This window comes from Paenibacillus sp. 01T431, from assembly GCF_056398625.1.
In genome coordinates this window covers 107,305-133,231 of record NZ_JBFTPT010000009.1, presented here as the reverse complement: position 1 = coordinate 133,231, position 25,927 = coordinate 107,305, and the positions used below count along the sequence as shown (strand labels likewise).

Sequence of the window (25,927 nt, the reverse complement as noted above, 5' to 3'; positions counted from 1 at the left end):
ATAAAAACAAAAGCCACAGCGACTATCCCTAGTCGCTGTGGCTTTTGTTTTTATGATGCCCGCTTCTTTCCTTTTATTGCGCTCCCTTTAATCCGTGGCTGGACACTCCCCTTGCGCTTGCTCCGGCTGACAGCTCTCCTGCTTGATGCACCTTTACTACTTTTTTTTCTTCGCATGCCGGTTGTTTTTTTTCCTAACCTTTTACGTCCGTTTCTTCTTAACGGCTTCGTTCTCCTTATGCTTGAAGCTGGTTTGGCAACTGGCAGATTAGCATGATAATAGCTTGAAACCTCAGCAAAATACGAATTCAACACATTTTCAAGGCTCTGCTGGGAATAATGGTTTGTTTCGATATTTTTTGCCCGAAGCTTATCGAACCAGCTTGTCACCCCTTGAACAAAACCGTCTGTTGCCTGCAAACGTCTCTCGCATACGTTCATATGAAGATTAAGCTCATCCTCGGTAGGCAGAAGCCCCATCTGAATCAGCTGATTGAATACAATTTTTTTCCCGATCTCTTGTTGTTCCGCATTATGCTTCGCGCCTATTTGCTCACTATGAATGCGGTAATGAAGCAGAACATCAGGTATATTCGTGATGCGGGTTAATTGCGCCATTCTCGTCCACAGCTCATAATCCTCCGTATGTGGACTCTGATAGTCATAATAAAGCGAGTAGCTCTTAACGACGGAGCTCCGCATCATGACCGTTGGATGATTTAGAGAGCAATAAAACAAAAGCCCTGCCTTAATGTCCTCATGATCGGTTGGATGCTTAACCCAAATATCGGTATGCATATATTTCATCGCTGTGCCGCAAAGGCCGATATCCGGGTATTGATTCATATGCTCAACCTGCCTTGCCAAACGATCAGGAAAAGCAAAGTCATCACAATCCATTCTAGCAATATATTCGCCTTGAGCAAGAACAAGCCCCTTGTTCAGCGTGAAAATAAGTCCGTAGTTTGATCCATTGCTAAAGAAACGGATTCTTGTATCCGAGTAAGAAGCAATGATTGCGGCGCTCTGATCCTTGGAGCCGTCATCAATAATTAAAAACTCAAAATCTTGAAATGTCTGATTTAAAATGCTTTCGATTGCTTCGCGCAAAAACAATTCACCGTTATAAACCGGCATCAAAACCGTTACCTTTGGCACCTTCCCGCCTCCTTCTACACACTCACTACTATACAATGAATGATAGATGCAGATGGTTTGGACAAAAGCCTTAGGGCATCTTCATCGTTCTTTCAACAATGTCGCTGTTTCAGTATAATCTCGGATGATTCGCTCGTATTTGCTGAACAATCATCGCATGCTTCTGTCCCGCATCATAGGACAACGAATGGCCATGACGCCGGTATAATAACAAGGCTTCATGAATGGCAGTCCCACGCCAGCCCCTCTCGCATAACGAAATCCAGAAATCCCAATCCTCATAGCCGTGTATCATCGCTTCATTGTAACCGCCTACTGATAACCAAGCACTTTTGCGAACAAGCGAGGTGACACAAACAATATTTTCAGAGAGCAAGCGGTTAAAATCAAATTCAGGCGGAATCCAAACCCACGATTGATCGCCGAAATACTCCAAGCCGACAGTTGCGAAGCCAACCTCCGGTCTCGCTTCTAATATGCGGTAAGCCTTCTCTATTAAAGTAGGCTGTATTTTGTCGTCCGCATCAAGGGGCAATATATATTTCCCTCTTGCTTCGCGTATGCCAACGTTTCGTCCATACGGCAGACCAATATTCGTCTGAACATGAATGACTCTCGTTTTTGGCCGCTGAAGGCGTTGCAGAACTTCGAGCGTGTACGGGTCAGTAGAGCCGTTATTTACGACAATAATTTCAATCTCTTGAAAGGTCGAGTTTAAGCAAGAATCTACGGCCTCCTCCACGTATTGGACGTAATTGTAACAGGGAATGACGATGCTTACGATTGGCGCGAGCTCAAGATCTTGACCAAGCCGCCTGCGCAGCATTCTCCTAACCTCCCATTCGTCGCACAGCCAGCTGAGCCATAGCTTATCCAAGCGGTTTTCGTGAAACAGCTCTGGATGGTTATTCACAATTTGTTTACGGAGCAGATCATGCATGGAACCATCGGAATCGGCGCTTAATACACGATAAGCCAGCGGGGCATCATTTACAGCTACACTGGTCCAGCCCTTTTTCGAAAGCGAAATCCAAAAGTCCCAATCCTCATAACCATCCGTCATCCCCTCGTTATAGCCGCCAGCTTCAAGCCAAGCCTGCTTCCGAAAGAGAGCGCTTATGCATATAATATTTTCAGCTAACAAGCGGCCAAAATGAAAGACCGGCGGCTCCCAGCTATAATGAACAGCCCCGAAAGTATGATAGCCTGGCGAAGCAATGCCTGCCATTGGATTTTGCTCAAGCAGGCGAATCGCCTTCTCAAGAAAGCTGTGATGGAGCAAATCATCTGCATCCAGCGATACGATGAAGTCGCCCTGTGCTGCCTTAATCCCCGCATTCCTCGCAGCCGGGAGTCCACAGTTCCTCTCATAAATGACTCTCGTCTTTGGTTTATTTAAACGATTTAATAGATCAATCGTCGCTGGCTCTGTTGATCCATAATCCACGACGATTATTTCAATCTCCGAATAGGAAGAAGCTAAGCAAGAATCGATGGTTTGTTCAATACATCTACCCTCATCAAAGCACGGGATTACTATGCTGACCTTCACATTCATCGGGCAAGCTCCTTTCATTCTGGTGTAACTTTCCTGTCTGGCAACATAAAGTAATGATACATATCCTTCGTCACCGGCAAGCTGTATTTAACCGTCAACAGCGAAAGAATCGACTGGTCGTAACGATGATCGATAAATTCCGGGAAGTTCGGCAGGCCGCTGCTATTTTCAGCATTCGAAATCACTTTATAATCTTCGCAATAAAACAGCCATTCTTCTAATAGTCTTCTGCTTTTCTCATTATTGTAAAACATAAAAAATCCAGCCCAGACCTGCTCCGCTTCCCAATAACCCGAGCTGTCGCACTGCATGAGCACGAAGCTGTCTCTTTTTGTCCAGCTTTTATTTAAATAATAGGCTGTTTTAAAAAAAGCAAATCCGCCGTTATCGGCGCAGTGGGCAAATAGCGGATACAATGGATTGGTGAACCGCGTGTCCGCATCCGAATACAGCACCAGCGCTCCTTCTTCCATTTTCGATAAAGAGTCCAGTAAAATATACGGCTTCCAGCACCATAGGCCAAAGCCTTTCTCATGCTGCAAAATTGCTGCATTGTTACGAGCAAAAGCCGTTCCTTCGAGATCGCTTGGATGATATGAAATGACACGATCAACGCCATATTGCAGCGCAGTCGCGTTTAGTCTATCTTGATAGGATTGAAATTCTGGCGATGCAAAACTTACTAAATAAATCATTCATGACCACTTCCTTCTAACCTATGATCCATCAACGCGAGTTCGATGAATCCATGCATAATCTTTGTTTGTACTCGGCGTCCATCTTGCATAAAAAATATTCGTATTTCGCTCCATCACCTCATGGAACATCCTGCTCATCCCTGTATCGTAATGGGCCATTGTTAAAGAACGGTTCTCTACATCGGACATCATGCAATACACCTTATAGCCGTAATGCTTAGCCCGAAAGCAAATATCCATGTCGTCTTGATACAAAGGCGCGTAGCCTTCATCCAAGTATCCATACTGCTCCAAAAATGATTTTCGAATGACGAGCGGTCCCCGCATGCAAGCATCCACTTCAAAAACACGGTTTTTCAAATTCGGATCTGCTTTCTCATCCTGCCTCCAATACACCTCGTTTGCAGAACACGAGATTTGCCCTGGTCCGCTAAGCGTCGTTCCTCTCGGGTAAAAGTTAACGCCGGATAAACAGCCGACAATGGCACAACTCGTATTTCTGTCCATAAACTGTACAACCTCGTAAAAGATATTTTTATCGTAAACATAATTGTCATCCTGCAGAATGACGCAATAAGCACCGGATGATTTTTTTAAGCCGATGTTGTTCGTTTTAATCTCAAAAATGTTAGGCGTCGTTTCATAAGCAATACTGTAATCCACTTGAACGGTCTGAAAAAATTGCTTCACCACATATTCGCTTTGATCGTAGCAGCCATCGAAAATAATTCGGAGTTCAGCATTTTTATATTCGCTCACAGCACGGTGCAGCTCCGCTATTAGGGGAACAATCGTCGCTTCTTTATTGAAAACAGGCAGCGTAATGCTTATTTTCGGATATAAATTCCCGTTCAGGCAATCCTTAATCGTCTTGTCCAGCACCTGCTTATAAGGAAGGTGATATTCATTTACATATTCAATCGTCTTCTTTTTCCAGTACACAATCTCTTGATCGCTCAGCTGAAGCGTGCGCTGCAGCAGCTGTTTTTGCTGCAAATGATCCAATGGGTCGAATACTCCGATGGGTGAAAAATCGATGCCGGACTGCTCGGTTACAAGCGGTATAGCGCCGTGGATTAGTCCCTGTAAAATCGAAGAATCATATTGGCCTAACGAGGGGTAAACGATAAAATCAGTGTTCGAGAGCAGCTCAGCGCTCTGGGCTTCATTAAGCTCTTCACCGTGAACAAACAGCTTATCACCGAGCACAGCTTTTAATTGCAGCAGCCTGTTGTTGAAAAACCTATTTGCAGGCTGCCCTACAACATGCAGCTCCAAATTTTGACTCGCGATGTCTGAACTCGAGAAGAGTAGAAAGACGGCTTCAAAACCATTGCTTAATCCGAGTTTTGGAGCGATATACGTGTACACTCTTCTTTGCCCCGTTTTTACATTTTCCGAAGATGGCAACGTATTAGGTTGATCTAAAGCAGCAATCCCGCCTAACAACATTTTTAATTTCCATTTTGGCAGTCCGCGTTTGATGTAAGAATTGTAGGTTTCAATATTTCCGATTCCGATAATGAAATCAGCTTGTTTGATAGACTGTTCCAGCTCGTCAACATTCGGTGCAGCAGTCTCATGGAAAACATCATCTGGCAGGTTATGGCCAGCCTTTAATCTAGACGTGCTGTGGTTGATTTCTTGTGGATGCAGCCCTGTCGTTATCAATATACTTTTCTTTATATGGCATAGCCCTTTTATACGTGAGAGATGATAGGATGCACCTACATACAGATCGTAGCTTTGACCTTGCAGCATCCGCTGATCAAAATATGAGGCATTGAACAGCGTTACTGCGCCTATTGGAACGAGTAAACCATGGAGCGCAGCGGTGAGCTGACCGGCTGCCTTACTGCCCGCAGCTGCCTCATCCGCCTCATAACAAAGCAAGATTCTCATCTTTATTTACCCTCCTCATTTTTAACAGCAATCTATTCTCATTCCTATTGCTGTTGCTCTATTAATCTTTTAATTCCCTCCTCTAGTGTTATTTTTGGCTTCCACTTCGGCACGGTTACCCCCTTGTTCCATGGAATCATAATTTCTCGCGGATGGTAGGGTCGTCCTCCCCAATTCACCTGTAACGGTACATCCATTATTTTTTCGATAATGCCCGCTAACTCCTTCAGTGGAATGGGCTGCTGTGAAGAAACGGAATAAACCTCGTTCTTAACTGCCCCTTCATTTAGCAGCTGCTGGGCTGCGAGCATATAAGCTTCAACAACATCATCAATGTGTACAATATCAATCAGCTGCTCTCCAGGTGACATCGCAAGCGGTTTATGTTCCTTTCCAGCCTTCAGCAGCAACGAAATGATTTTGGATCTCGTATCGTTTGGACCGTAATTATCGAACAGCTCCAGCGTAATTACACGTAACGGCGACGATTCACAATAATAAGCTAAAATATCCGTAAACGCTTGTTTTGAGGCATCATACAGCGATTTTGGACTATAAAGCTTATTGTCAAAATGCTGTGAGAAGGTTCCCGTATTAATGAATGCATAAACGTGCTGCGACAACATCGCCTCCATTAGCTGCGTACCGAAAAGAATATTGCTTGTCAGCATCTCTTCTACCTGTCTTGGCGCATAAGTAACTGTGGCGAAGGATGCTAAATGAATAACAAGATCGGGCTTTGCAGACTCGACAATTGCGAACATACTGTCAATCGTCCCATCATGCCGATGTATGATGATAGCACCCTGGACATCCTCCAGTTGCTTAAGGCTCGATTCATTTCTAGCGATAATGTGCACCTTCCACCCTTCCGCCAAAAGCTTTCGAACGAGGTGTGAGCCAATAAAACCCGTGGCTCCGGTGACTAAAGCTGTTAAGGCTGCACGGGAATTTTTTTCTATCATCGATCTCCCCCCTCAGCTTGTTTTCCCTGCATATTCATGCCATTGATTCAAACAAACCTGCCGAATATCTTCGTTGCCTTGATAGGCAAGCGTCCACTCAACCACCTTATTCAGCGCCTGATCAAGGGTCCATCTTGGCTTCCACCCTAAGCGCCGCTGCGCCTCCGAGCAGTCCAGCTTCAGCTCATGGGCTTCATGCGGGTGCTTGCCTGTATCCGTATGCACTACTACGCCGCCCCATTTCGCACCAAGTTGTTCAACAACCTGGCCTACCGGCCTTGCATCCTCATCGCGAGGACCGAAATTCCAACCTTCCGCATACTCTGATCCGTTCGCATAAAGTTTCTCTGCAAGCAGCAAATATCCGCTTAAAGGCTCAAGTACATGCTGCCAAGGTCTTACAGCATGCGGGTTTCTAATGCTCACCGCACTGCCGTCCATGAAGGCACGAACCATATCTGGAACTAAGCGATTCTGAGCAAAGTCTCCGCCCCCGATGACATTGCCCGCTCTTGCCGTTGCAATGCCGACACCGTGAACCTTCTCATCTTTGCTATGAAAGAAGGAATTGCGATAAGAGGCTGTAACAAGCTCCGAGCAAGCTTTGCTGTTTGAATATGGATCATAACCGCCCAGCCTATCGCTCTCCCTATAGCCCCATGCCCATTCTTGATTTTCATACACTTTATCTGTCGTTACATTAACAACCGCCTTAATGCCCGCTCCACTCTCCACAGCAAGCTTTACCGCATCAAGCAGATTAACCGTACCCATGACGTTGACTTCAAAAGTATAAGCAGGCGTTTCGTAGGAGGGCTTAACCAGAGCTTGAGCTGCCATATGAATAACGATATCAGGCTCAGCAGCTAACAAAACCTTGCTCAGCCTTGCTGAATCTCTAATATCACCGGTAACGGACTGAATCATCGCATCGATATTGCAAAGCTCATATAAATTAGGCTGCTGCTGCGGTGCTAGCGCATAACCAGTCACCTTGGCGCCCATCGCTGCCAGCCACAAGCAAAGCCAGCTGCCTTTAAAGCCGGTGTGTCCAGTAATGAACACTTTTTTATTGCGCCAAAAGCTTGGATTCATCATGGACACTCCTTTATTTTTTCCATAGCGCTTTTCCTGATTTCCATAAACCTTCTAAATAGTTTTTATCTCTAAGCGTATCCATCGGCTGAAAGAACCCCTCATGCTTATAAGCCATAAGTTGTCCATCATTAGCTATCTTCTGCATGCAGTCCATCTCCAGATTTGTATGATCGCCTTCAATATAATCAAGCAGCTGCGGTTCCATTACGAAAAAACCTGAATTAATCCAGCTCCCGTCGCCTTTTGGTTTCTCCATAAAATCAATAACCTTGTTGCTGTCCTTTATATCGAGAGCGCCAAATCTGCCGCTTGGCTGCGTAGCCGTTACTGTAGCCAGCTTGTTATGAGAGCAGTGAAAAGCTGACAGCTTGCCAATATCGATGTCCGAAACCCCGTCGCCGTACGTCAGCATAAATGTTTTGTTTCCTAAATACGGCTGAACTCGCTTTAGCCTGCCGCCCGTCATCGTTTCTTTGCCTGTGTCGACCAACGTGATTTTCCAAGGTTCAATGGAAGATTCATGAATTGTCATTTCGTTTCGATTCGATAAATCAAAGGTCACATCCGAGTGATGCAAAAAATAATGATAGAAATATTCTTTGATGAAATAACCTTTGTAGCCCAAACAAATCACAAAATCAGTAAAGCCGTAATGCGCATAGGTTTGCATGATATGCCATAAGATTGGCTTATCCCCAATGTCGATCATCGGTTTTGGCTTCATGAGCGACTCCTCGCTTATTCTAGTGCCGAACCCACCTGCTAGAATGACCACTTTCGTATTTTTATCTATCGTCCGCATAGAAACATCCTCTCTTTCTCTCAAATATACTTTGCCATCTTCCTATGTTTATTCATTCAATAGTTTGTTGTTCTGATGAATACCCAGTCTGTGAAAATTTAATAGATGCGATCAAGCAATGGAATACAGGCGCTTCACGCCTATCGATTGCCCGTACCATGCCAAATTATCGACATAGAATACATTGAACGAGGTTTCTTGAAAATAAGGAGGGATAACGCTTGTCTCAAACCGTTGTCAAACGAAAACCAGCTGCGAATAAGCGGATGAAACGACAAAGTAAAAAAATAAATCGCACGTCCGCAAATACGCGTCGCAGAGCTTCTCGCAAGGGGAAGAAGCTGCTGCGGTCAAATCGAATAAACAAACGAGCAAGAGGATGGAAACGCGGCATCCTCGCCCGTAAAGTACCAGCTGCTCCAATAGCTCCTACTGCTCCTGCTTCTACTCTTGTTGAACAGCCAAGCGACGGAGGGGCAGCGCCTATTTTAATACCGCTGACGGGTATTATTTTCAGCAAGGATCGAGCCCTCCAGCTGGATGCAGCCCTGCGATCGCTTTACTTGCATGCCCTCGATATTTCCAATTTTCACATGAAGGTCCTTTACAAGACATCGAGCGATTTTTATGAATCACAATATGAACGACTCAAAAACGAATACCCGTTGGTGCAATTTATTAAAGAGGAGCAATTCAAAGAGCAGGTTATCGCTTCGATGGAACCCTATACCTATGTTCTATTCATCGTGGATGATTGCTTGTTCGTTCGCGATTTCACGCTGCAGTCCGTCATGAACACATTAGCTGCGCACAACGATTTGATTGGCTTTTCCTTAAGACTGGGACCAAACATTCGTTACTGCTACACGATGAGTGCTGAACAGTCTATTCCATGGCATCACATTATCGAGTATGGCTATCGCAAGTTTGACTGGACATCGGCGCAGTATGAATTCGGCTATCCGATTGAAGTTTCCAGCTCGGTATACCGCACAACTCATCTTCTTCCGCATCTGAGAAACTTGGATTTCTCCAACCCCAATACGCTTGAAGGATGTATGGCAGGACGTGCGCAGGAGCTGTCTGAGGGGCGCCAGTTTCTAGCATGCAGCGAAGTATCCTTAGCGTTTTGCAACCCGCTCAACGTCGTTCAGAATGTGTATGCCAACCGCTCAGGAAGCAATAAGGAATACTCGCCGCAAGAGCTTGCTTTGCTATTTGAGAACGGTGATCGTATAAACGTAAACAAATATGCAAACTATATCCCAGCCGCATGCCACGAGCAGGTAGACATCTTTTAATAGCTGTTCCTTTCATTCATCCACAAAAAAACGTAAGCAGCTCGGAAAAATCCGAACCGCTTACGTTTTTTTATGCCGCTAGCTTCTCAAAAAGCTATGGCCGCCGAAGTTGTTTTTATCGCGAATTAATATTTTCATTGGAAACGGAAGCTGCTGGCCCTCCACGTAACCATAGGATGGATTCATCACTTTAGGAGACTTGTCGATTAAATATTTATTTAAATGCGATTCGTCATGCCAAACGGCATTGATCCCATTATTCATATCCGTTCTAATATTGTCATCCAGAACACGAATGAGATTCGTATAGTGCTCCGTTCGGCCGCCGTTCAACCCACCCATAAAGTAGTAGCTTCCTGCGCCCTCCGGAATATAGGCTAAGCTTTGTTGATTTTTCTCAAAATCAAGCTCGTGGCGCGCTTTATTGTAGAAGCCTGGATGCTGGACCGCAACGATGCCCTCGTGAATTGGCAATATTTCTTCTCTTACGACATCAACGAATTGCATATTGGCATTAAAGAAAAATACAAAATCACATTCCTGCTGCAGCTGATGCACCACGTTTCTAAACATCGCATATCGCAGCAGCGTATTGCCCGGCCATCCAAGATTATCTTGAGGAATCTTCAAAATGTTCGATCTCTCTTCATCAACGATGTGCTCGGCATCTGTGAATACATAATAGTTTTTCTGGTAGCCCGGCAAGAAATAAGCTTCGGCGCTCCGATAGAAGTTTTCCCAGAAAATACTGTATTTCCCTGTGCATATATAAAGAATCCCGATTCGAGATCCGGCTACGCTCGCAATTTCCGCTTCACTCGGCATTTGAGTAGTCAGATAAGGCGATGCATTTGTGCTTTCTGGCTGTGCTTGCGAGAGGACAGCACCTTGATTCGTCATATAAGACTCTTGATGCGCATCCTCAAAACCTTTCGAATGCCCTTCTCTATACCCTTGCTCATAACCTGTGTGAAACGGTCCGCTTCTTTTTCTCCCTCTTGCACCGCTTCTCAACCCTTTTTTTAATGTTTTACCTCGCCGTTTCCCTTTTTTTACACCATATTTGTTTTTGCGGCTGCTTAATTTCCCGCCGGCGTTCAACGTTTTTTTGACACTCGTTTTTTTGACGCTCGTTTTTTTAATAGCTGTACTTTTTTTTCGTTTCGTCAGCATGCTGCCGTCCTCCTAAACTTGGAATTATATATTATTAGCCTTAATGATCGGAGGAGCTACAATAGGGAAGCCTTCCGAATACTGGTTTTTATCGGCCTGCGTTAAAGGACGAACATAACGCTGCTCCAGTCCCCATGCCTTATAGGCATATTTTGTCGTCATTCGGTGCAGCTTGCCCTGTATAATCTGGTACATTTCGCCGTCCTGCGTTTTTACTAAACTGCCCTCAGCGAAATTGGTGGTGAGCGCCGATAATGCAGCTATTCTCTGCTGCAAAACTGTAATCGAAATGTCCCCTCCTATCGGCCAGTTCCATAAATCAAGCTGCGGCAATCTTACTGCATCCACATGCATTAAATCTGAAGACCGTACAATATATCGATATCCATTTTCTACCCAATACACATTCGAATCAGTTCCTTTAACAACGATATGGCTAGGGTAAAAGTTTGTTCCTTTTCTCTTTTCATTAGGCGATGCAGAATTCATTACCGACTCCAGCCTGCTGATCTGATCCCAGTCGCCCCATTTTTCACGAAAAAAAGCGTTATTAAGCAAGGAAGCATCCAGAAACGAACGCATCGTCACACTGCCATAATGATGGATGAATGTATCCTCCGCAATAACTAGATCCAGACCAAGCAATTGTATCCGAAGATAAAAGTCTACATCCTCGCAGGTCCCAATGACATATCCCTCATCCATATACCCGACTCGCTGAAGCACCTCTCTGGATAAAAGCAAGCAAAAGCCCATTATGGCATTCGTTTTTCTCCATCGTACCGGGTTAATATGATTGTAATTTTGGGCAAACTGCTGCATTTCTTTCATGTTTTTGTAGCTGACATCAATCTTTTGATCATTCGACAAATAATTGGTTACCGGACCAACAAGACCAATCGATGGGTTGCTGTTCAAGCACGACAATAAATTCGACAGCCAGTTTTTCGTCACGATCGTATCATTGTTAAGAATGAGAATCGACGTACCTTTTGCCATCATCAGGCCTTGATTGACGCCACCGGAAAAACCTAAGTTCTCTTGAAAAATTTTATAGCGCAATCGCCCTGCCTGCGACTTTAAATAGGCAGCCGTTCCATCCGTTGAGCCATTATCAATAATGATGATTTCGTAAGACTGCGGCGTATATTTATGAATGCTCTCTATGCAATTTCGTAAATAGTTCAACTGGTTATAGGTTGGAATAATAATGCTTGTGCCTTCAAAAGGCTGCTGATAGCTTGCTGCTCCACTCGCCCTGCCATCCCGATAACCAGCTGCATAGCTCGCTTGAAAGTTGGTTCGCTTTATTTTACGGACTGCTTTTATACGCCTGCGCGAATATCGCTTGCGCATCTGGGTTCACCTCCCACGATCTTGTTTAGCTATCATGATGGAAAGACGATTTGAAGCAGCTGGCTGAGCCGCTTCTCGTAGGTATGCTGCTCCAGCGTTTTTATAAATCCTCTTAATGCGATTTGATTCCTCTTTTGCTCGTCATGCAGGTAATATGCAATTTTATCAGCCAGCTCTTTTGGTGAAGAGTACGTTTCAAGCTCCGTTCCAGGTACATAAAAATCGCTTAAGTCCTGACGAACATCTGTAAGCTGAAAAGCTCCGGCAGCCGCAATTTCATACGTACGAGGGTTGATCGACAGGCCGGGAAGGTTGCGGCTATTTTTGTTATGCACCTTGTCGTCATGGGAACGATGAATATTGATGACAATCTTGGCGCCATTGTAATAGCTCGCTGCTTCTTCTGAGCTGATCCATGAAATGCGAATGCCCTTGCTTAGGCTTTTGTAACGCTTAAGCCTTTTCCAGAACAAACCGATAATTCTTGTATCGCGCTGTGCTAGTGCAGGAGCAATTCGATCTATTAATCTGACTCTGTTATGAAAGGCATTCCCAATAAAGCAAATATCGCTTTGATAATGAGCGGGTACATATTTGGGCTTATACACGGCTGGGTTAACTGCCAGCGGCAAATAATGAACCTGACAGCCGAGCTGCCGATATATTGGAATAGCAGCCAACTCATGGGTAAATAGCCATTCATACTGCGGGGCAATGACCGTTGTAACATCGGTTACGTAGGGCTCATCGACGAGCCATATCGCTGTTTTAACGCCGATCGAACGAATGCCTTTGATTTGGTTGACTGGCACCTGAGTGCCATGCAGTACGAGCACTAAATCCGGTCTTCTCCTGCTTGCCAGATCAATAAGATTATCCGATGGAGATGCGATGATCAGCTCGCTGACCATACCTCTGAGAGCATCCGTAACCGCCTGATCCATATCTGGAAAAGGGCCTCTTAATCCCGCGCGAACATATAATACTCGCAGAGATCGAAGCACGCTTGCAGGCCGCGGTATTTTCTGAATTATCGCCTCACAGGTACCCACATGGTAACCATGCTTCCAGCCAGATTCGCGTCCTGCATCCCACTCGTTTGCTGCTGAAATGTTTATTTTCCGTTTCTGCTTCAGAAGTATCTCACCTCTTTCTGTAACGAATACTCTTTATACATTTCTAATTAGTGCCTGCTCCAACAAATCTATGCTTCGATCCCATTCCCACTTCTTTACCGTCTCGCTCCCGCCAGCTCTTAGGTGTTCGCGCAGAGACTTGTCTGCTATCAAACTTTGTACTGCATTCGCTGCTGCTCTAATGTCATTTGGAATGACCAAACTATTATAATGATTGACCAGATATTCATCCGTCCCCGTTACATCAGCAACGACTGGAACTCCTCCGCAAGCCATCATCTCAAGTGGAGGATAGAGGAAACTTTCAACCCTGCTCATTTTGAGCAAAATATCACAGCTAGAGTAAATATGCTTCATCGTTTCATAGGATACACTCTCAAAGAAGCGGTCACAGCGCCAAGATGCAGCGGGACGCCCCGACGAGCTGACACACCAAACCTCACAGTTCAAATCCCGCACTGCCGCAAAAGCATCGCTCATTCCTTTGTAAGGAACGTTAATAGGGCCCTCCAGCAATACTCTAACCTTGCTGCTTTTTGGTGCAAGCGGCTCTGCCTCATACATAAGTGAGGTATCGAGTCCGTTAGGGATATAGATCGCTTGCTTATTAAACGTACGCTGCAGCCAGCGCTGCAGCCAGCCTGCCATCGTCAGAAACGTAAAATCATTCGTTTTGTACGTTTGATAGGCCAGCTTCGATTGCTCCGACGATGGCGAATAAAATCTGGATTCATCCGATTGAATGAAATAAAAGCGTTTCTTTGCTTCTATTCTTCTTGCAGCGCCGAGTGTAGCCCAAAAGGTCGCAATCACAATATCACGATCCGCAGGAGCGCGGGATTCTGTGACGATGGGCACCTCAACAGGATGCCAGCTAACCTGCGTATTTCCATCCATGGAAACTAATACGACATCATAACCGCGCTGCTTCAAGCGGTTGGCATGCTGAAGAATAACCGCTACGCCACCGGAAATGGAGCATCCTGGGATGACGTATGCAATTTTCGGCTTACAGACGCCGCCTACTACAGCAATCCAGCGGCCGTCACGATAGCCGTCTTTCCATCCAGCTTTGTAGCCTTCTGACTGGCTGCTTATCGATCCTGCCCGCCAATCTTTCCTTCCATTTTTGACCAAGCGGCTTTTTCTACCAATTCTCCTTTTTGGCTTCAGCATCATCTTAGGTCGGACCTTAAGATTTTTGAATTTCATAATCTTTTTTCCTTCCCTTATATCTGTAATGGCGGTATACTTGGTGACTCTATGCATTCAACCCTATCTCATAATATGTTTGATCCTTTTTACCGCCACGGCGTCTGTTACCATGAAGTTTCTTCTCTCCTAATCGTTGCAAAAAAATAGACTGGGACACAGGTAATGTCGCAGTCTAGCTAGCCTACTATTGTGTTTTCTCATCCGCTAGACGCAATCCCGCTTCCTGCAGCGAAGTGAACGTACCCGCGTCATGCCACCACCCTTTCAAAATGCTGTGCTTGAGTGCCCCCCTCGCCGCATAAAAGTTGTTTACATCGGTAATTTCAAGCTCCCCTCTCCCCGAAGGACGCAATGTCTTAATTACATTAAAAACATCAGCGTTGTACATATAAATACCCGTTACACAATAATTAGAGCCGGGATTCGAAGGCTTCTCCTCAATGGATACAATACGCCCGCCTTCCATTCTCGGAACGCCAAATCTTTCTGGATCAGCTACTCTCTTAAGTAATACCTTTGCCTCTTCCGATGATGCTTCAAAAGAAACCATATATTCAGATAATGAATCCTCGAACAAATTGTCTCCTAGCAGAACGACAAATTTTTCATCCGCAGATACGAACCCAGCTGCCAAAGCTAATGCCTCAGCAACACCGCCAAACTGATCCTGCACTCTAAAAACGAGATTGACGCCCCATTCGTGGCCGCTCCCCAAAAAATCAACATACAAGCCTGCTGATTGTTTTCCTATAACGAGCAAAATATCTTTAATCCCTGCATCCGCCAGCTTTTTAATCGCATAATATATCATAGGATGCTTTCCGACTGGCAATAGATGCTTGTTCATAAATTTCGTTAGCGGATAAAGTCTCGTGCCTGACCCGCCAGCCAGTATAACGCCTTTCATCCAGAAGTCCACCTCCCCTCACTCTACTGAAACTCCCTTATAAGTATATGAATTTAAAAGATTTAAGAGTGGATGGATAACCACATGCGCTAAGATTTGGACGTTGTTGATCAAAAATCATAACGATAAAGGGGCTTGTACGGCTGCCTTTTTTAAGAAAGACAAGCTTCAAATCTATATTTTATTAATAAACTAGATTTAGAGAGACATTCAAAACTAGAGGTGATGCAATTGATTCGAAAAGCGATCATTCCTGCCGCAGGCTATGGAATTCGCAATTTACCCATAACCAAGGCTATACCCAAAGAATTGTTTCCCATTGGAAACCGACCCGCAATCGACTATGTAGTTAAAGAAGCAGTCGATGCAGGAATTACCGACATTTTAATTATACTATCTCGCAATAAGACAGAAATTATGAACTATTTTGACCGTTCGATGGAGCTGGAGGCTCATTTGCGTACGATTCACAAAGAAAGCATGCTGCCTATCATTGCTCCCGCCAAAGTCAATATTCAATATATTCGTCAATATGAAGCACTCGGTCTTGGTCATGCCGTTTCGCTTGGACAATCATTTGCTGCAAACGAGCCCTTTGCTGTTCTGCTGCCGGATCAAATAAACCTGTATCAAAACTCTTTGCTCTTACCCTTAATTCGAAACTACGAGAAGCACAGAACCAATGTCATTGGACTGCAATCGGTTGACCCCAAGCTGTTGTCCCAATACGGCGTGGCGTCTGCTGTTCAAGTTCAGCGCCGAATTTACGAGGTCGCTTCCATAGTAGAGAAGCCGGCATATGATCCTCCGTCCCAGCTCGCGGTCATGGGCAGATATATTCTTGAACCCGGCATTTTCGAATTATTAAAAACAACGAAACCCGGAATAGGCGGAGAGATTCAATTAACCGATGCTTTAAATCAGATGGGCATGACACGCAAAGCGATCGGATATGTATACAAGGAACGCTGGTACGATACGAGCATCGAGCATGACTACTTGAAAATTCAACAGCGTGCATACCAGCTCCATAAAAAGCGGAAGCAATAAAGCAAAAAATAAGGATAGGCTGCTGCCATCCTTATTTTTGTTTGCTGCTCTGATTGACTATGCTTCGGTATTGCTTCGTCTGCGCAATTTTTTTGGCACGAAGCAATCGAATCGTTTTTTTCGTAACCTTCCATGTATGCATTTTTTGATTGGCTCTTCTAATTGCTACAAAATGGCTGGGACTTGTGAAAGCCAGCTTATAGCCTTTTTTGATGCTGTCCTTCTGAAACCTCATATCCGTTCCCTTGCGAAGATGTTTGAAAGAAACGTCCGGATACAGCTTTTTTTTGAACAGCATCGTCGCTCCTGCTACTCTATTTTTACTAGGCATCGTTGCAAGCATCAGCCTTGAAGAATGCTTAAAGTACATATAAAACTTATTTTTCCCTATCAGATCCGCTTCCGTCTTTTCAAGTCGCAGCATTGCCTCAGTCAAATAATTCGGAGCGTAATAATCATCATCGTCGAATTTGGCTATAATCTCATATTGGGCTTTGCTAATGCCGTAATTTAAGCATTTCCCAAGCGACCATTTGGCCGGCAGCTTGTATATCGATACATTTCCAAAGCTGCTGGCCTGTTTTTTGTAAAGTTCAATGTTCATGCCATCGTTATTGAGCAGCACGATCATCTCCTTCACCCTCCATTGCTGACGCTTGAAGTTAGTGAATAGATTTTGCATAAAGAGGGGCTTATTTGTTGCTGTAACTATGGTTACACCTGAGGTCATCCTCCCCTGACCGGAAAAATGCTCCTTATCCATGCCGGCTGCATCGTGCCTCCTTACTCGGTCATAAACAGCTAGTGATACTCTCATGATCCGCCGCCTCCGAGCGTGACGATTCTTGATTTGCCCGTAATCCCTTTGACTACATTTCGGGTGTCATATACAAACGGAGCATGCTCCAAAACAAGTTCCAGCGGCAAAGAAGTATGATCGGTAGCAATGATAACGCAATCTGTATTTGAAAGTGTTTCTGCGCTTAGCTCCAAGCTGACAAGCTTATGCTCGCCTACTTGCAGCGATGGCACGTATGGATCATGGTAAACTACATCCGCACCTTTTAGATGCAGACTTTGAATCAAACCAATAGCCGCTGATTCCCTGTAATCAGATATATCTGGCTTATAGGCTACTCCATATATCATAATTCTCGTTTCCGAGAGCGGTTTAGGCGCCAAATAATGTTCAAGCTGCTGTGTAATATATAGCGGCATTCCATCATTAATTGTATTTGAAATGTGAATAAAATCAGAAGTAATGCCATGCTGCTTCAGCTTCCATGCTAAATACGAGGGGTCCACCGGAATACAGTGACCGCCAATTCCAGGCCCGGGATAAAACGTGTTGTATCCAAATGGCTTCGTACTGGCTGCCTCGATAATTTCCCAAACATTCAGATGGATTGCATCGCATATTAAGGCCATTTCATTAATGAAAGAAATGTTAATTAGTCGATAAGCATTTTCCAATATTTTTGTCATCTCCGCTGTATCCGTGGAGGAAACGGGATGCACACGAATAAAAATTTGATTGTATAATTCCTTCACTCGCTCCAAGCAGCCGGGCGTTACGCCGCTAATTACCTTTGGAATACTTTCTACATCAAAATGTTTATTTCCAGGATCTACCCGTTCAGGCGAGTAGGCAATATGATAGTCTATCCCTGCGTTAAGCCCGGTTTGATTCAAAACAGGCAGGAGCACTTCTCTTGTAGTGCCCGGGTAAGTTGAGCTTTCTAATATGACTAGCTGCTGCCGCTTAAGTCTACTGCTGATTTGTTTGGCCGCTTGCGTCAAATAGCTCAAATCAGGCGTTCCATGCGCAGTTAAAGGCGTTGGCACACAAATAACGATTGCTTCAGCTGCATCCATTAGATGAAACTCATTTGAAACGGTAAAGCGGTCAGATAAATTCGCTTCTTGTATATCCTGATCCTTAATTTCGTTTATATAGCTTTTTCCTAATTGAATCGACTCTACTTTTCTTCTATCCAAATCAATTCCAACAACGTTAAACCCCTTACGAACAAAAAGCAGAGCAAGTGGCAGACCCACATAACCAAGCCCCACAATAGCTACCGTTCTCTGCTTTTCAATCGCGTTATGATTATGCAAATCGCTCATATTCTGATCTCTAGCCTTCTCTCTAGTAATTTTTAATCAGCTTAGATAGTATATGAAACAACTTATTAAGAGTTTGGACAGTTTGGATACAAAATGCAGCCACCGTGATCACAGCCCAATTTTCCACTTCCCTTGCATTCGCCTTATACCTTCCTTTCAAATGCCGCATATGCTATCGATAATCTGCAGCAAGCAAATGCTTCGAGAGGGGTAACGATATGGCTGGAAAATACCGGAAGCTCAGCAGGCATTTTGACGTCATTATGATGTCTGACTTTAGATTGCCGGGTGGAACAACCTCATCCAACGTAGAAGAAATGAAAGCTCAAAAAAGAGCAGGTCTAACAACAGGGCTGATTCACATGTCCGGCCAGCCAAGAAGCAAAACCAGTACAATTAACCCCAAAATCAAGCGTATGGTCGATGGGCGGAGCATTCGAATGCTGAATACAACCGCCAGAGCTACCTGTGAAACTCTAATTATTAGACATCCGCGAATTCTTCATGTGAGAAGAAGATATAAACCGAACGTATCGGCAAAGAGAATACACGTCATCGTCAATCAAACCCCAAGAAAGGATTATGGCAGATACGGCCGGTTAGTTTATAACATTAGTCGCTGCGAACAGCGGGTCAAACAATTTTTCGGAAAATCCAGCACATGGCATCCAATCGGCCCTCAAGTGAGAAAAACGCTTTTTAAGCACCATGCAGGTGATTTGAAGAACATTAAATTGGCTTCTGCAGATTGGGTCAACATCATTAATACGAGGGAATGGAGACGGAAAAACCGTCCTTCTCACAGAGGCGTGATCAAAATAGGCAGACACTCCAGAGATGCTTATGTGAAATGGCCTTCCAATCGAACGGATCTTCTAAAAATTTATCCCGCTTCATCAAAATATGAAATACACATTCTTGGCGGTGCTAGAACACCGCGTCGGATATTAGGAAAGCTGCCTCAAAATTGGCATGTGCTTGGATTTGGAAAACGCTCGCCAAAGTCTTTTTTGGCAGGACTCGACGTCTTTGTTTACTATACACATCCCAATTGTGTCGAAGCGTTTGGCCGCGTTATTTTTGAGGCGATGGCTGCTGGCGTGCCGGTTATTCTTCCCCCAAGCTACAAGGAGCTTTTTGGTGAAGCCGCCATTTATGCTGAACCTTCCAATGTAACGAATGAAATCGATCGGTTGATGTCAAGCTCCGAACTTTACGATAGGCAAGTGAGAAGAGCGATTCAATATGTTGAAGCAAACTTTGGTTACACGAAGCATCGTGCAAGATTAAATAAATAAGAATGCAAAAAATGCACCTAGGCTAACGGGTGCATTTTTTTCATTTCAATTGAGGCATATCTCAATACAAACGACGACGTTTTTTGCGGATAGGCTTCCTTAGCTTGCGCCGAGCTCTTCTCTTCTTCACCATCATGTTTCGATGCTTTATCCGATCTGGTTCGTCCGCGTAATACGGAATCGATTGATCCATCACATCCTTACTGAACGCTTCTGAATGAAAGTACCCATTTGAAAGCAAAAATGGATTTTCAACTTCAGAATTGTCATAGTAATGCATGCGAAACTTTCCTCTCGTTTGATCTGCAATCACTTCTCCGCTAGTGAAGTGACTATAGCTCCAGGTTGAGCTCGCCGCTGTATTTCGTTCTACTTCTATCCATTCATTTCTATATTCTTCGATTAGTTCTCCGTATAGCTGCCCCTTCTCATGCTCGATCCATGAGATCGCCAGCTCAAAATTATTGGATATTCGAATGGAGCGCAGTGGTTTATTACCAATGGAATACGTATGAGAGACAGTTTTTGATATATCCCATCTCTCCATAAGGTTGCTGTGAGAGACCTGATAGCCCGCATCACGCAAGGAAAAGACACCATCAAAGAGTGTGTGCGCTTGATCCAGCCATCCTTGATCGATAAAATTATGGGTCGTTTGATCATAATAACAATTATTTTCACTAAGCTTGAGCCAGCATTTCAGGAAGCTTTCCGTAACAGCATGACGTTTAAAGCTCATAAAGCTTGAATCATAGATCCCGTTTTTCCTAACATCCGTCAACCAATCCAAATCCAGAAACTCAGGATCAATGACTTTTCCTATCAAAGTAATGGGATGCTGATTGAAACCTTCTGCAAGCTCTTCAAATGGCGAAATGACCCATGTATCCGCATCCAAGTAATGGATAGCTATCTCATTCGTATACTTTTTGTATATATAGTTCACCAATAAAGCCTTGCAAGCCCGCTGTGCTTCTTGAAGAGTGTACTGGAAAAAAAACTTTTTCATATTGGAATATGCATCCGTATCTTTCATGAGCACGACCTCATCAAAATAAGGACAGCCAACAGCGACATTAGGCATAGTTTCCTCCATCACACCAATGATAACCTTGCCATTAGGCATATGTTTCTTAATGGATTTGGCCATCATTATCGCTTTGGCTGTATGATCTGCATGTATAACCGTCCCAAAAATCATAATGCCTCTCCCAATCTAGCTATAACTAGTCTATTATCATTCATGGCAGTACGACCATCTCCTCTCCTGTCATATCCTATGATTGCCTTGTTTCATAGGAAACCCTAGTATCCGTCTAAATATAGGGTGAAGATCATCTGATAGTTTTACCCATTGCCATTCCAAAATAAAAACGGCTCAGAGATTGAAACCCTCCAGCCGTTTCTGTATTTTCATTACGATTACCTGCCCTTTAGTCGTAAATCATGCGTCTATCTTTGATGCTTTTGCTCTTCATCTTATTTTCTACAGTTTGCGCTGGAAAAATTCGTTCGACCATCGCATTAAATTCTGCAATATAGCCTTGTATAGGATGCCCAAGCTTCACATCATTCATATACGCATTCATCCGCCCAACAAAATCAGGATTAGCTGACACATATACATGTTCAATGCTCGGATTTAATTGCTTCACTTTACTCGCAATTTGTTCCTTTACTTGCGCCGTAAGCATATGGTTTCCTGTAGACAGGGTGCTCATGCGCCGGCTAATCTCCACGCCCTCTTTCCCCATATACCCACTATTTGTTCGACTTAGCATTTTGGATTCAACCTTAGGCTGAATCTCATCTAATGAAACAGCTACGTATGCGTTATGGTCGGTTATCATCACATATGAAGATTTGACTACACCTAAATCTGTGATCTCCTTAGCCATTTTTTCATTCATTTGCATTCTATAATTTTTATGCGAGCCGATGACGTTATTGCTGTTTAGCCTGCGTCCATTTACTCGATTTTTCTCATTCATTTGGTCATCGGCGAATCGTTTGTTTTTTAATAAATTTCCATTTGCATCATAACGGATACTGTTCGAGCGGATGTCTTTATTTCCAAGCTCACCGTGATTTTCCATGCAGCCTGCCAGCATTGTGCTTAGCAGCACACCTGCAGACAAAGCAACGATTTGTTTGCGCATTTAGCCATCCTCCAACTTGTTTTGTTTAGGCACCGGACCCTTCCTTAGCGTTCGCCTTTTCAGGACTCGCTATTCATTGCATTGACAAAGCAAAAGGGATGAAGTAAATTAGTATCAGATACTAGTACTTGGTACTAATTTTGAGAGGAAGTGTGCATTGTATGGACAAAATAAAACCATCTGTCATTCAATCGAATGCCGTCATTACCGCGATAGGCACTTACGTTCCTGAACGGATTTTAACAAACACAGATATGGAGAAGCTTGTGGAGACGAGCGATGAATGGATCATGCAGCGAACCGGCATCAAGGAGCGTCATATCGCCTCAGACAGTCAGTTCACCAGCGATCTATGCTTTGAAGCTGTTCATAATATGATTGAACGCTACGGCGTAAGCTTGACTGATGTTGACTACATTATCGTGGCTACTTCTACCCCAGATGCCGTCTTCCCAAGCGTAGCTTCTCAGGTGCAGTCGCACTTCAACATCAGCCATGCAGGTGCAGCTGATATTCAAGCAGCCTGTGCTGGTTTTGCCGCTGCCATTCAATTAGCGAATGGCTTGTTGTTATCTGGAGCGCATCGCAAAATTTTAGTGCTTGGCGCAGAAACGTTATCCAAAATTACGGATTATACAGACCGTACGACCTGTATTTTGTTTGGCGACGGGGCTGGCGCAATTCTTATGGAAGCTTCGCATGACGGACATGGCGATATCGAAGCAGTATACACCAAAACAGATGGTGCCCGTGGTCATCTGCTTTATCGCAGCAGTTTAGCATCCGCAATTGGTGAGCATGATATACAAACGAACGGTTTAATCGTGCAAAACGGCCGGGAAGTATATCGCTGGGCGGTTAGTCATGTAGCTGAAGGTGTTCAGCAGCTATTGGAGAAGAGCGGATATACACCGGCAGATATCAATTGGTTTATTCCTCATAGCGCTAATATGCGAATTATAGAATCGCTTTGCGAACGAACAGGCTTCTCACTTGAACAAACCTTATCGAGTATAAAACAATATGGCAACACATCCGCTGCATCCATTCCTCTTGCCCTAGACGAGGCTGTGAAATCCGGCTTCGTTAAGCCTGGACATCTTTTGCTCCTATACGGCTTTGGAGGCGGATTAACTCAAGCTGGCGTCGTTCTTCGCTGGTCCTTCTAGAACATGCTAAACAGCCCTATACTCCATCGATTATATTCCGCTTGGAACAGATGGTGTAGAGGGCTGTTTTGCTACAGCCATTTAGGGTTGACTCTCGTATGCTGCTTGATGTCCATCTTCAAAACCCGTTGCAAACCCTGTGTTATAGCCATCATTAAAGGTTTGCCCAAGTCCAGCTCGTTCGGTTTCCTTATGGGCAAATCGTTTCCTCGGTACTTGTTTTCTACGTTGTAGTGTTTTTTTGCTTGTCGTATTTCTTCTTGCTGTCCGTTTGCGAGGGCTTCGTGCACTTTCACTTTTCCGTGTTTTGCTCTTATTGTTCAACAATCCCCTCTCCCCCTGACCAATGAACGCCATAGATAGGCAGCTCAGGCTGAAGCCATGGCTTCGTTGGATTACCCTTCCGTTTTACCCGTCTATGCCAAGCAAGGCTTGTTACCGATTCAGCAATCGTTTCCTGTAGTTCGGTAAGCGATCTTACATTGTCCCGGAGGAGCTTAACTGTTCCTTGTGAAGCATCAGACACATCAGCGATACTTTCTAATATACGGGCAAGCGCGCCTTGGCTTCTAGCAAGCGAGGCTAAAAAAGCCGCTCTTGCCTCACGTTCAGATCCCAAGGTCTCCATCAGTTTTTGTCACCAAAGGTGAAGCCCTTGCCCAGTGAAGACAATGAATCACCATAGCTCTCTGACATTTCTTCCTCTTGCTGCAGCACAGCCTTCATAATAGACACGATCCCTTGATTAAGCTTCGCGATTCCATCGATCATCTCAATCACCTGATCATGCATTTGAATAGACTGGCCTAGCTGCGTTTGGTGCGAATTAAAGGTGTGGGTATGCACATGATTACATATCCAGCCTCGCATCTTCTCTGCCTCAGCCGCTTTGGCTTCCAGCATAATTGCTATATTCCATTGCATATTAGCTGTTGAGCTAAGCATTCGCATATAGGCTTGATCACGATCCATTGCAAGCTAGACCTCCTTATTTGCTCTCTATTCTTCCCCGTCTGCTTCCTTAAGCTCACGCACAACATAGGTCAGCTGAGCAGCAATCGTTTCTTGAAAATCTGCGATACTATTCAAATATGCAACGATATTCTGACCCACTGCTTGCGTATTTTCCAGAATGCCAGATAAACCTCCTAAATTCGGATGCTCGTCTGGAAGCGCCTGCACGATCTCGGATAAGCGAACCGTTACATGCCGTTCTGCTTCTAGCATTCGTGCCATTTGTACATTGCCGTGAGACATATGCTGCATAATTTCCGTAATTGTAGCTTGCATCGTACTTTCCCTCCTTGCTCCTACATCATATGCGTGCTCCGCAGCAGTGGATACTTCCCTTTTGTTACAATGCTTGACGAAGCGTAATCGGTGCGATCAAGGGCAAGCCATCGGGAATCATACGAAGCTCTGCTTCGGAAAGCTTCTCTTTATGCCCAAGCTGCAAGCCCCAGCCATCGGCAGCAAGGCGACTCATAATAATACGTTTCTTGCCATTCTCAAGATAGAAGCTGCTTCCGTTCTCACTTGCATAAATGCTGCCATTTTGGAGTTCGTTGCTATCACCGTAATATAGCGAGCCTTTACGTGAAATGACTACATCCACCTCGATAGGCTCACCGATCGGCCAACGACACAAGTCAAGCTGAGATACACGTTTAACTGGCTGCTCCCATAAGCCATGAATGGGCCGTCTAACGCTGTCCTCTATCCAATAGATTGTTTCTCCAAAACCTTTTACGACCATTTGCTGCGGATAAAACACCGACTCCCCAAGCTTCGGTCTAATGCCCGCTTCCCATTCAGGAAGCTTGGCTTGACGTTCAAAGTCAGTTCCCTCTCGGTCCAAAAACTTCTCATCCAAGCCGCTCCATTTGTTCATAAAATAATGCTTGGATTCAAGCGCCTCGGACTCTTTCGCGTTGTACTCCGCCAGCTCCTTATCATGTCGTTCGGCATGAATGTAGGCGTCGCGCGCGTAAACCAATGAATATCCTTGCAATCTCACTCGCAAGCCATAATCTTCTGCTTCAAACGGCGACTCTTGGCAGCCTTCATCGAGAAAGCCCACTTTCTCCAGCAGCTCGCGCCGAAAGAGCAGGCATCTGCTTGCTAACCGCTCTGTTTGATGCCATTTCGATGAATCACTAGCATTATTTAATCTCGCAAGTTCATGCATATCTTCCATATCAACATAATGAAACTCCATCTTTTGTTTGCCAGTCAGACCGATAGAGACAGGGCCTACCATTCCGATGCCAGCATCGCTATTCAAGCATATTAATAGATTGTCGAGCCAATTTTCAGTCGGTCGCATCCCATTGTTTAGCAGCAAAATAGTCGTCCCTTTAGCCATCATTAAACCTTTATTTGCAGCGCCTGTGAAGCCTGCCGATTTTGCTAAAATACGATACCGCACTTGGCCATCTAGTTGTCTTAAATAATGCTCGATACCATCTGAAGATCCATTATCTATAACGATGATTTCATAAGGCAAATCGGTATGATCCATAATGCCTTCGATACATGCTTTTACCGATTCAACCTCATTATGACTGGGAATAATTATGCTAGTTCCTTCGAAACAAGAATCATAGCTTTCAATGCCGGCTTTCAATCCTTCCTCATAGCCTTCATTCATACCCAGCCTATATCTCTCTACTCTTTTTTCCGCTGTATTGCGCAAACTAACATTGTTTTTGAGACGTCGGACCGGTCTTTTTTTGCGTCTCATCGATAACCTCTCCAATCCGTCATTTGATCTTTTTTACTTCAACATCATATAGTATGTTTTGAAGAGATATCTGCAACGGCAAGTGTACTGCTTAGCAAGGAATGAGTATAAAA

General features: G+C 44.4%; 25 protein-coding genes. 4 read left to right on the top strand and 21 right to left on the bottom strand.

All coding sequences use genetic code 11. From position 1 onward, the window contains the following. Nucleotides 1-50: 50 nt before the first annotated feature. The 7 genes from AC1DM9_RS17955 to rfbF all read right to left on the bottom strand — a co-directional run bounded on the left by AC1DM9_RS17955 (nt 51) and on the right by rfbF (nt 8,180). Nucleotides 51-1,157 (bottom strand): glycosyltransferase family 2 protein, encoded by a 1,107-nt coding sequence (locus AC1DM9_RS17955; protein ID WP_477510616.1) that lies wholly within the window; start codon nt 1,155-1,157, stop codon nt 51-53. Nucleotides 1,158-1,266: 109 nt separating this feature from the next. Beyond that, entirely contained in the window at nt 1,267-2,715 is a 1,449-nt protein-coding gene (locus tag AC1DM9_RS17950; RefSeq protein ID WP_477581417.1) for a glycosyltransferase family 2 protein, read from the bottom strand. 14 nt (nt 2,716-2,729) lie between these two features. Further along, the gene (locus tag AC1DM9_RS17945; RefSeq protein ID WP_441886752.1) at nt 2,730-3,410 is read right to left on the bottom strand and encodes a hypothetical protein; all 681 of its coding nucleotides are present in this window, start codon (nt 3,408-3,410) and stop codon (nt 2,730-2,732) included. A gap of 21 nt (nt 3,411-3,431) precedes the next feature. Next, nucleotides 3,432-5,315, bottom strand: coding sequence for a glycosyltransferase family 2 protein (locus AC1DM9_RS17940; protein WP_477581415.1), 1,884 nt, complete (start codon nt 5,313-5,315; stop codon nt 3,432-3,434). 44 nt (nt 5,316-5,359) lie between these two features. Further along, the gene (locus AC1DM9_RS17935; RefSeq protein WP_477581413.1) at nt 5,360-6,280 is read right to left on the bottom strand and encodes an NAD-dependent epimerase/dehydratase family protein; all 921 of its coding nucleotides are present in this window, start codon (nt 6,278-6,280) and stop codon (nt 5,360-5,362) included. Nucleotides 6,281-6,292: 12 nt separating this feature from the next. Continuing rightward, on the bottom strand, nt 6,293-7,378 hold the full coding sequence (gene rfbG, locus AC1DM9_RS17930) for a CDP-glucose 4,6-dehydratase (RefSeq protein WP_441886761.1): 1,086 nt from the start codon (nt 7,376-7,378) through the stop codon (nt 6,293-6,295). Between the two features lie 10 nt (nt 7,379-7,388). Continuing rightward, nucleotides 7,389-8,180, bottom strand: coding sequence for a glucose-1-phosphate cytidylyltransferase (rfbF, locus tag AC1DM9_RS17925; RefSeq protein WP_477510612.1), 792 nt, complete (start codon nt 8,178-8,180; stop codon nt 7,389-7,391). A gap of 221 nt (nt 8,181-8,401) precedes the next feature. Between rfbF and AC1DM9_RS17920 the strand changes: the two genes are divergently transcribed. Further along, nucleotides 8,402-9,481, top strand: coding sequence for a hypothetical protein (locus AC1DM9_RS17920; protein ID WP_477551080.1), 1,080 nt, complete (start codon nt 8,402-8,404; stop codon nt 9,479-9,481). Between the two features lie 78 nt (nt 9,482-9,559). On the opposite strand, the gene AC1DM9_RS17915 is transcribed toward AC1DM9_RS17920, so the two are convergent. The 5 genes from AC1DM9_RS17915 to AC1DM9_RS17895 form a co-directional block, all read right to left on the bottom strand. Continuing rightward, a complete protein-coding gene (locus AC1DM9_RS17915) occupies nt 9,560-10,654 on the bottom strand; it encodes a family 6 glucosyltransferase (RefSeq protein ID WP_441886770.1) in 1,095 nt (364 codons plus the stop codon). A gap of 24 nt (nt 10,655-10,678) precedes the next feature. Further along, complete coding sequence (locus tag AC1DM9_RS17910; RefSeq protein ID WP_477581410.1) at nt 10,679-12,010, bottom strand: glycosyltransferase family 2 protein; 1,332 nt, start codon at nt 12,008-12,010, stop codon at nt 10,679-10,681. Between the two features lie 32 nt (nt 12,011-12,042). Further along, nucleotides 12,043-12,954, bottom strand: a complete 912-nt coding sequence (locus AC1DM9_RS17905; protein ID WP_477551077.1) for a CgeB family protein — start codon at nt 12,952-12,954, stop codon at nt 12,043-12,045. Nucleotides 12,955-13,179: 225 nt separating this feature from the next. Beyond that, the gene (locus tag AC1DM9_RS17900) at nt 13,180-14,325 is read right to left on the bottom strand and encodes a glycosyltransferase family 4 protein (RefSeq protein ID WP_477581408.1); all 1,146 of its coding nucleotides are present in this window, start codon (nt 14,323-14,325) and stop codon (nt 13,180-13,182) included. Nucleotides 14,326-14,545: 220 nt separating this feature from the next. Beyond that, nucleotides 14,546-15,268: a sugar phosphate nucleotidyltransferase gene (locus tag AC1DM9_RS17895; RefSeq protein WP_441886782.1), complete on the bottom strand. Its 723-nt coding sequence runs from the start codon at nt 15,266-15,268 to the stop codon at nt 14,546-14,548. A gap of 231 nt (nt 15,269-15,499) precedes the next feature. Between AC1DM9_RS17895 and AC1DM9_RS17890 the strand changes: the two genes are divergently transcribed. After that, nucleotides 15,500-16,318, top strand: a complete 819-nt coding sequence (locus tag AC1DM9_RS17890; protein WP_441886785.1) for a UTP--glucose-1-phosphate uridylyltransferase — start codon at nt 15,500-15,502, stop codon at nt 16,316-16,318. 31 nt (nt 16,319-16,349) lie between these two features. On the opposite strand, the gene AC1DM9_RS17885 is transcribed toward AC1DM9_RS17890, so the two are convergent. Continuing rightward, nucleotides 16,350-17,135, bottom strand: coding sequence for a glycosyltransferase family 2 protein (locus AC1DM9_RS17885; RefSeq protein WP_441886788.1), 786 nt, complete (start codon nt 17,133-17,135; stop codon nt 16,350-16,352). After that, nucleotides 17,132-18,445, bottom strand: coding sequence for a nucleotide sugar dehydrogenase (locus AC1DM9_RS17880; protein ID WP_441886791.1), 1,314 nt, complete (start codon nt 18,443-18,445; stop codon nt 17,132-17,134). Before AC1DM9_RS17880 ends, AC1DM9_RS17885 begins: the two co-directional genes overlap by 4 nt. A 218-nt stretch (nt 18,446-18,663) precedes the next feature. On the opposite strand from AC1DM9_RS17880, the gene AC1DM9_RS17875 reads away from it, so the two are divergent. Next, nucleotides 18,664-19,743, top strand: a complete 1,080-nt coding sequence (locus AC1DM9_RS17875) for a glycosyltransferase (protein ID WP_477581404.1) — start codon at nt 18,664-18,666, stop codon at nt 19,741-19,743. A gap of 61 nt (nt 19,744-19,804) precedes the next feature. On the opposite strand, the gene AC1DM9_RS17870 is transcribed toward AC1DM9_RS17875, so the two are convergent. Beyond that, nucleotides 19,805-20,944, bottom strand: coding sequence for a hypothetical protein (locus AC1DM9_RS17870; RefSeq protein ID WP_477581402.1), 1,140 nt, complete (start codon nt 20,942-20,944; stop codon nt 19,805-19,807). A gap of 232 nt (nt 20,945-21,176) precedes the next feature. Next, nucleotides 21,177-21,902, bottom strand: coding sequence for a YhcN/YlaJ family sporulation lipoprotein (locus AC1DM9_RS17865; RefSeq protein ID WP_477581400.1), 726 nt, complete (start codon nt 21,900-21,902; stop codon nt 21,177-21,179). A gap of 161 nt (nt 21,903-22,063) precedes the next feature. Between AC1DM9_RS17865 and AC1DM9_RS17860 the strand changes: the two genes are divergently transcribed. Further along, nucleotides 22,064-23,071 (top strand): beta-ketoacyl-ACP synthase 3, encoded by a 1,008-nt coding sequence (locus tag AC1DM9_RS17860; RefSeq protein WP_477581398.1) that lies wholly within the window; start codon nt 22,064-22,066, stop codon nt 23,069-23,071. A gap of 81 nt (nt 23,072-23,152) precedes the next feature. Here AC1DM9_RS17860 and AC1DM9_RS17855 read toward each other — a convergent pair whose 3' ends face one another. The 5 genes from AC1DM9_RS17855 to AC1DM9_RS17835 all read right to left on the bottom strand — a co-directional run bounded on the left by AC1DM9_RS17855 (nt 23,153) and on the right by AC1DM9_RS17835 (nt 25,814). Then, nucleotides 23,153-23,398 carry a hypothetical protein gene (locus AC1DM9_RS17855; RefSeq protein WP_441886803.1) on the bottom strand — a complete coding sequence of 82 codons (246 nt, stop codon included), beginning with the start codon at nt 23,396-23,398 and terminating at the stop codon, nt 23,153-23,155. Further along, nucleotides 23,385-23,699 (bottom strand): hypothetical protein, encoded by a 315-nt coding sequence (locus tag AC1DM9_RS17850; RefSeq protein ID WP_477510600.1) that lies wholly within the window; start codon nt 23,697-23,699, stop codon nt 23,385-23,387. Before AC1DM9_RS17850 ends, AC1DM9_RS17855 begins: the two co-directional genes overlap by 14 nt. Continuing rightward, complete coding sequence (locus AC1DM9_RS17845) at nt 23,699-24,043, bottom strand: alpha-helical endospore appendage domain-containing protein (RefSeq protein WP_076270250.1); 345 nt, start codon at nt 24,041-24,043, stop codon at nt 23,699-23,701. The genes AC1DM9_RS17850 and AC1DM9_RS17845 overlap by 1 nt, the downstream gene beginning before the upstream one ends. A gap of 27 nt (nt 24,044-24,070) precedes the next feature. Continuing rightward, nucleotides 24,071-24,361 (bottom strand): nucleoside-diphosphate sugar epimerase, encoded by a 291-nt coding sequence (locus AC1DM9_RS17840; protein ID WP_076270251.1) that lies wholly within the window; start codon nt 24,359-24,361, stop codon nt 24,071-24,073. Between the two features lie 64 nt (nt 24,362-24,425). Next, nucleotides 24,426-25,814 carry a glycosyltransferase family 2 protein gene (locus AC1DM9_RS17835; protein ID WP_477581395.1) on the bottom strand — a complete coding sequence of 463 codons (1,389 nt, stop codon included), beginning with the start codon at nt 25,812-25,814 and terminating at the stop codon, nt 24,426-24,428. Nucleotides 25,815-25,927 lie beyond the last annotated feature (113 nt).

Bases quoted from the DNA above. Each gene is read 5' to 3' on its own strand.
- AC1DM9_RS17895 (WP_441886782.1), bottom strand. From the start codon at position 15,268: ATGAAAGGCGTTATACTGGCTGGCGGGTCAGGCACGAGACTTTATCCG.
- AC1DM9_RS17885 (WP_441886788.1), bottom strand. From the start codon at position 17,135: ATGAGAGTATCACTAGCTGTTTATGACCGAGTAAGGAGGCACGATGCA.
- rfbF (WP_477510612.1), bottom strand. From the start codon at position 8,180: ATGCGGACGATAGATAAAAATACGAAAGTGGTCATTCTAGCAGGTGGG.
- AC1DM9_RS17940 (WP_477581415.1), bottom strand. From the start codon at position 5,315: ATGAGAATCTTGCTTTGTTATGAGGCGGATGAGGCAGCTGCGGGCAGT.
- AC1DM9_RS17865 (WP_477581400.1), bottom strand. From the start codon at position 21,902: ATGCGCAAACAAATCGTTGCTTTGTCTGCAGGTGTGCTGCTAAGCACA.
- AC1DM9_RS17900 (WP_477581408.1), bottom strand. From the start codon at position 14,325: ATGATGCTGAAGCCAAAAAGGAGAATTGGTAGAAAAAGCCGCTTGGTC.
- AC1DM9_RS17835 (WP_477581395.1), bottom strand. From the start codon at position 25,814: ATGAGACGCAAAAAAAGACCGGTCCGACGTCTCAAAAACAATGTTAGT.
- AC1DM9_RS17870 (WP_477581402.1), bottom strand. From the start codon at position 20,944: ATGATTTTTGGGACGGTTATACATGCAGATCATACAGCCAAAGCGATA.
- AC1DM9_RS17875 (WP_477581404.1), top strand. From the start codon at position 18,664: ATGGCTGGAAAATACCGGAAGCTCAGCAGGCATTTTGACGTCATTATG.
- rfbG (WP_441886761.1), bottom strand. From the start codon at position 7,378: ATGATGAATCCAAGCTTTTGGCGCAATAAAAAAGTGTTCATTACTGGA.
- AC1DM9_RS17850 (WP_477510600.1), bottom strand. From the start codon at position 23,699: ATGGAGACCTTGGGATCTGAACGTGAGGCAAGAGCGGCTTTTTTAGCC.
- AC1DM9_RS17945 (WP_441886752.1), bottom strand. From the start codon at position 3,410: ATGATTTATTTAGTAAGTTTTGCATCGCCAGAATTTCAATCCTATCAA.
- AC1DM9_RS17910 (WP_477581410.1), bottom strand. From the start codon at position 12,010: ATGCGCAAGCGATATTCGCGCAGGCGTATAAAAGCAGTCCGTAAAATA.
- AC1DM9_RS17880 (WP_441886791.1), bottom strand. From the start codon at position 18,445: ATGAGCGATTTGCATAATCATAACGCGATTGAAAAGCAGAGAACGGTA.
- AC1DM9_RS17845 (WP_076270250.1), bottom strand. From the start codon at position 24,043: ATGGATCGTGATCAAGCCTATATGCGAATGCTTAGCTCAACAGCTAAT.
- AC1DM9_RS17935 (WP_477581413.1), bottom strand. From the start codon at position 6,280: ATGATAGAAAAAAATTCCCGTGCAGCCTTAACAGCTTTAGTCACCGGA.
- AC1DM9_RS17840 (WP_076270251.1), bottom strand. From the start codon at position 24,361: ATGCAAGCTACAATTACGGAAATTATGCAGCATATGTCTCACGGCAAT.
- AC1DM9_RS17915 (WP_441886770.1), bottom strand. From the start codon at position 10,654: ATGCTGACGAAACGAAAAAAAAGTACAGCTATTAAAAAAACGAGCGTC.
- AC1DM9_RS17950 (WP_477581417.1), bottom strand. From the start codon at position 2,715: ATGAATGTGAAGGTCAGCATAGTAATCCCGTGCTTTGATGAGGGTAGA.
- AC1DM9_RS17905 (WP_477551077.1), bottom strand. From the start codon at position 12,954: ATGGATCAGGCGGTTACGGATGCTCTCAGAGGTATGGTCAGCGAGCTG.
- AC1DM9_RS17860 (WP_477581398.1), top strand. From the start codon at position 22,064: ATGGACAAAATAAAACCATCTGTCATTCAATCGAATGCCGTCATTACC.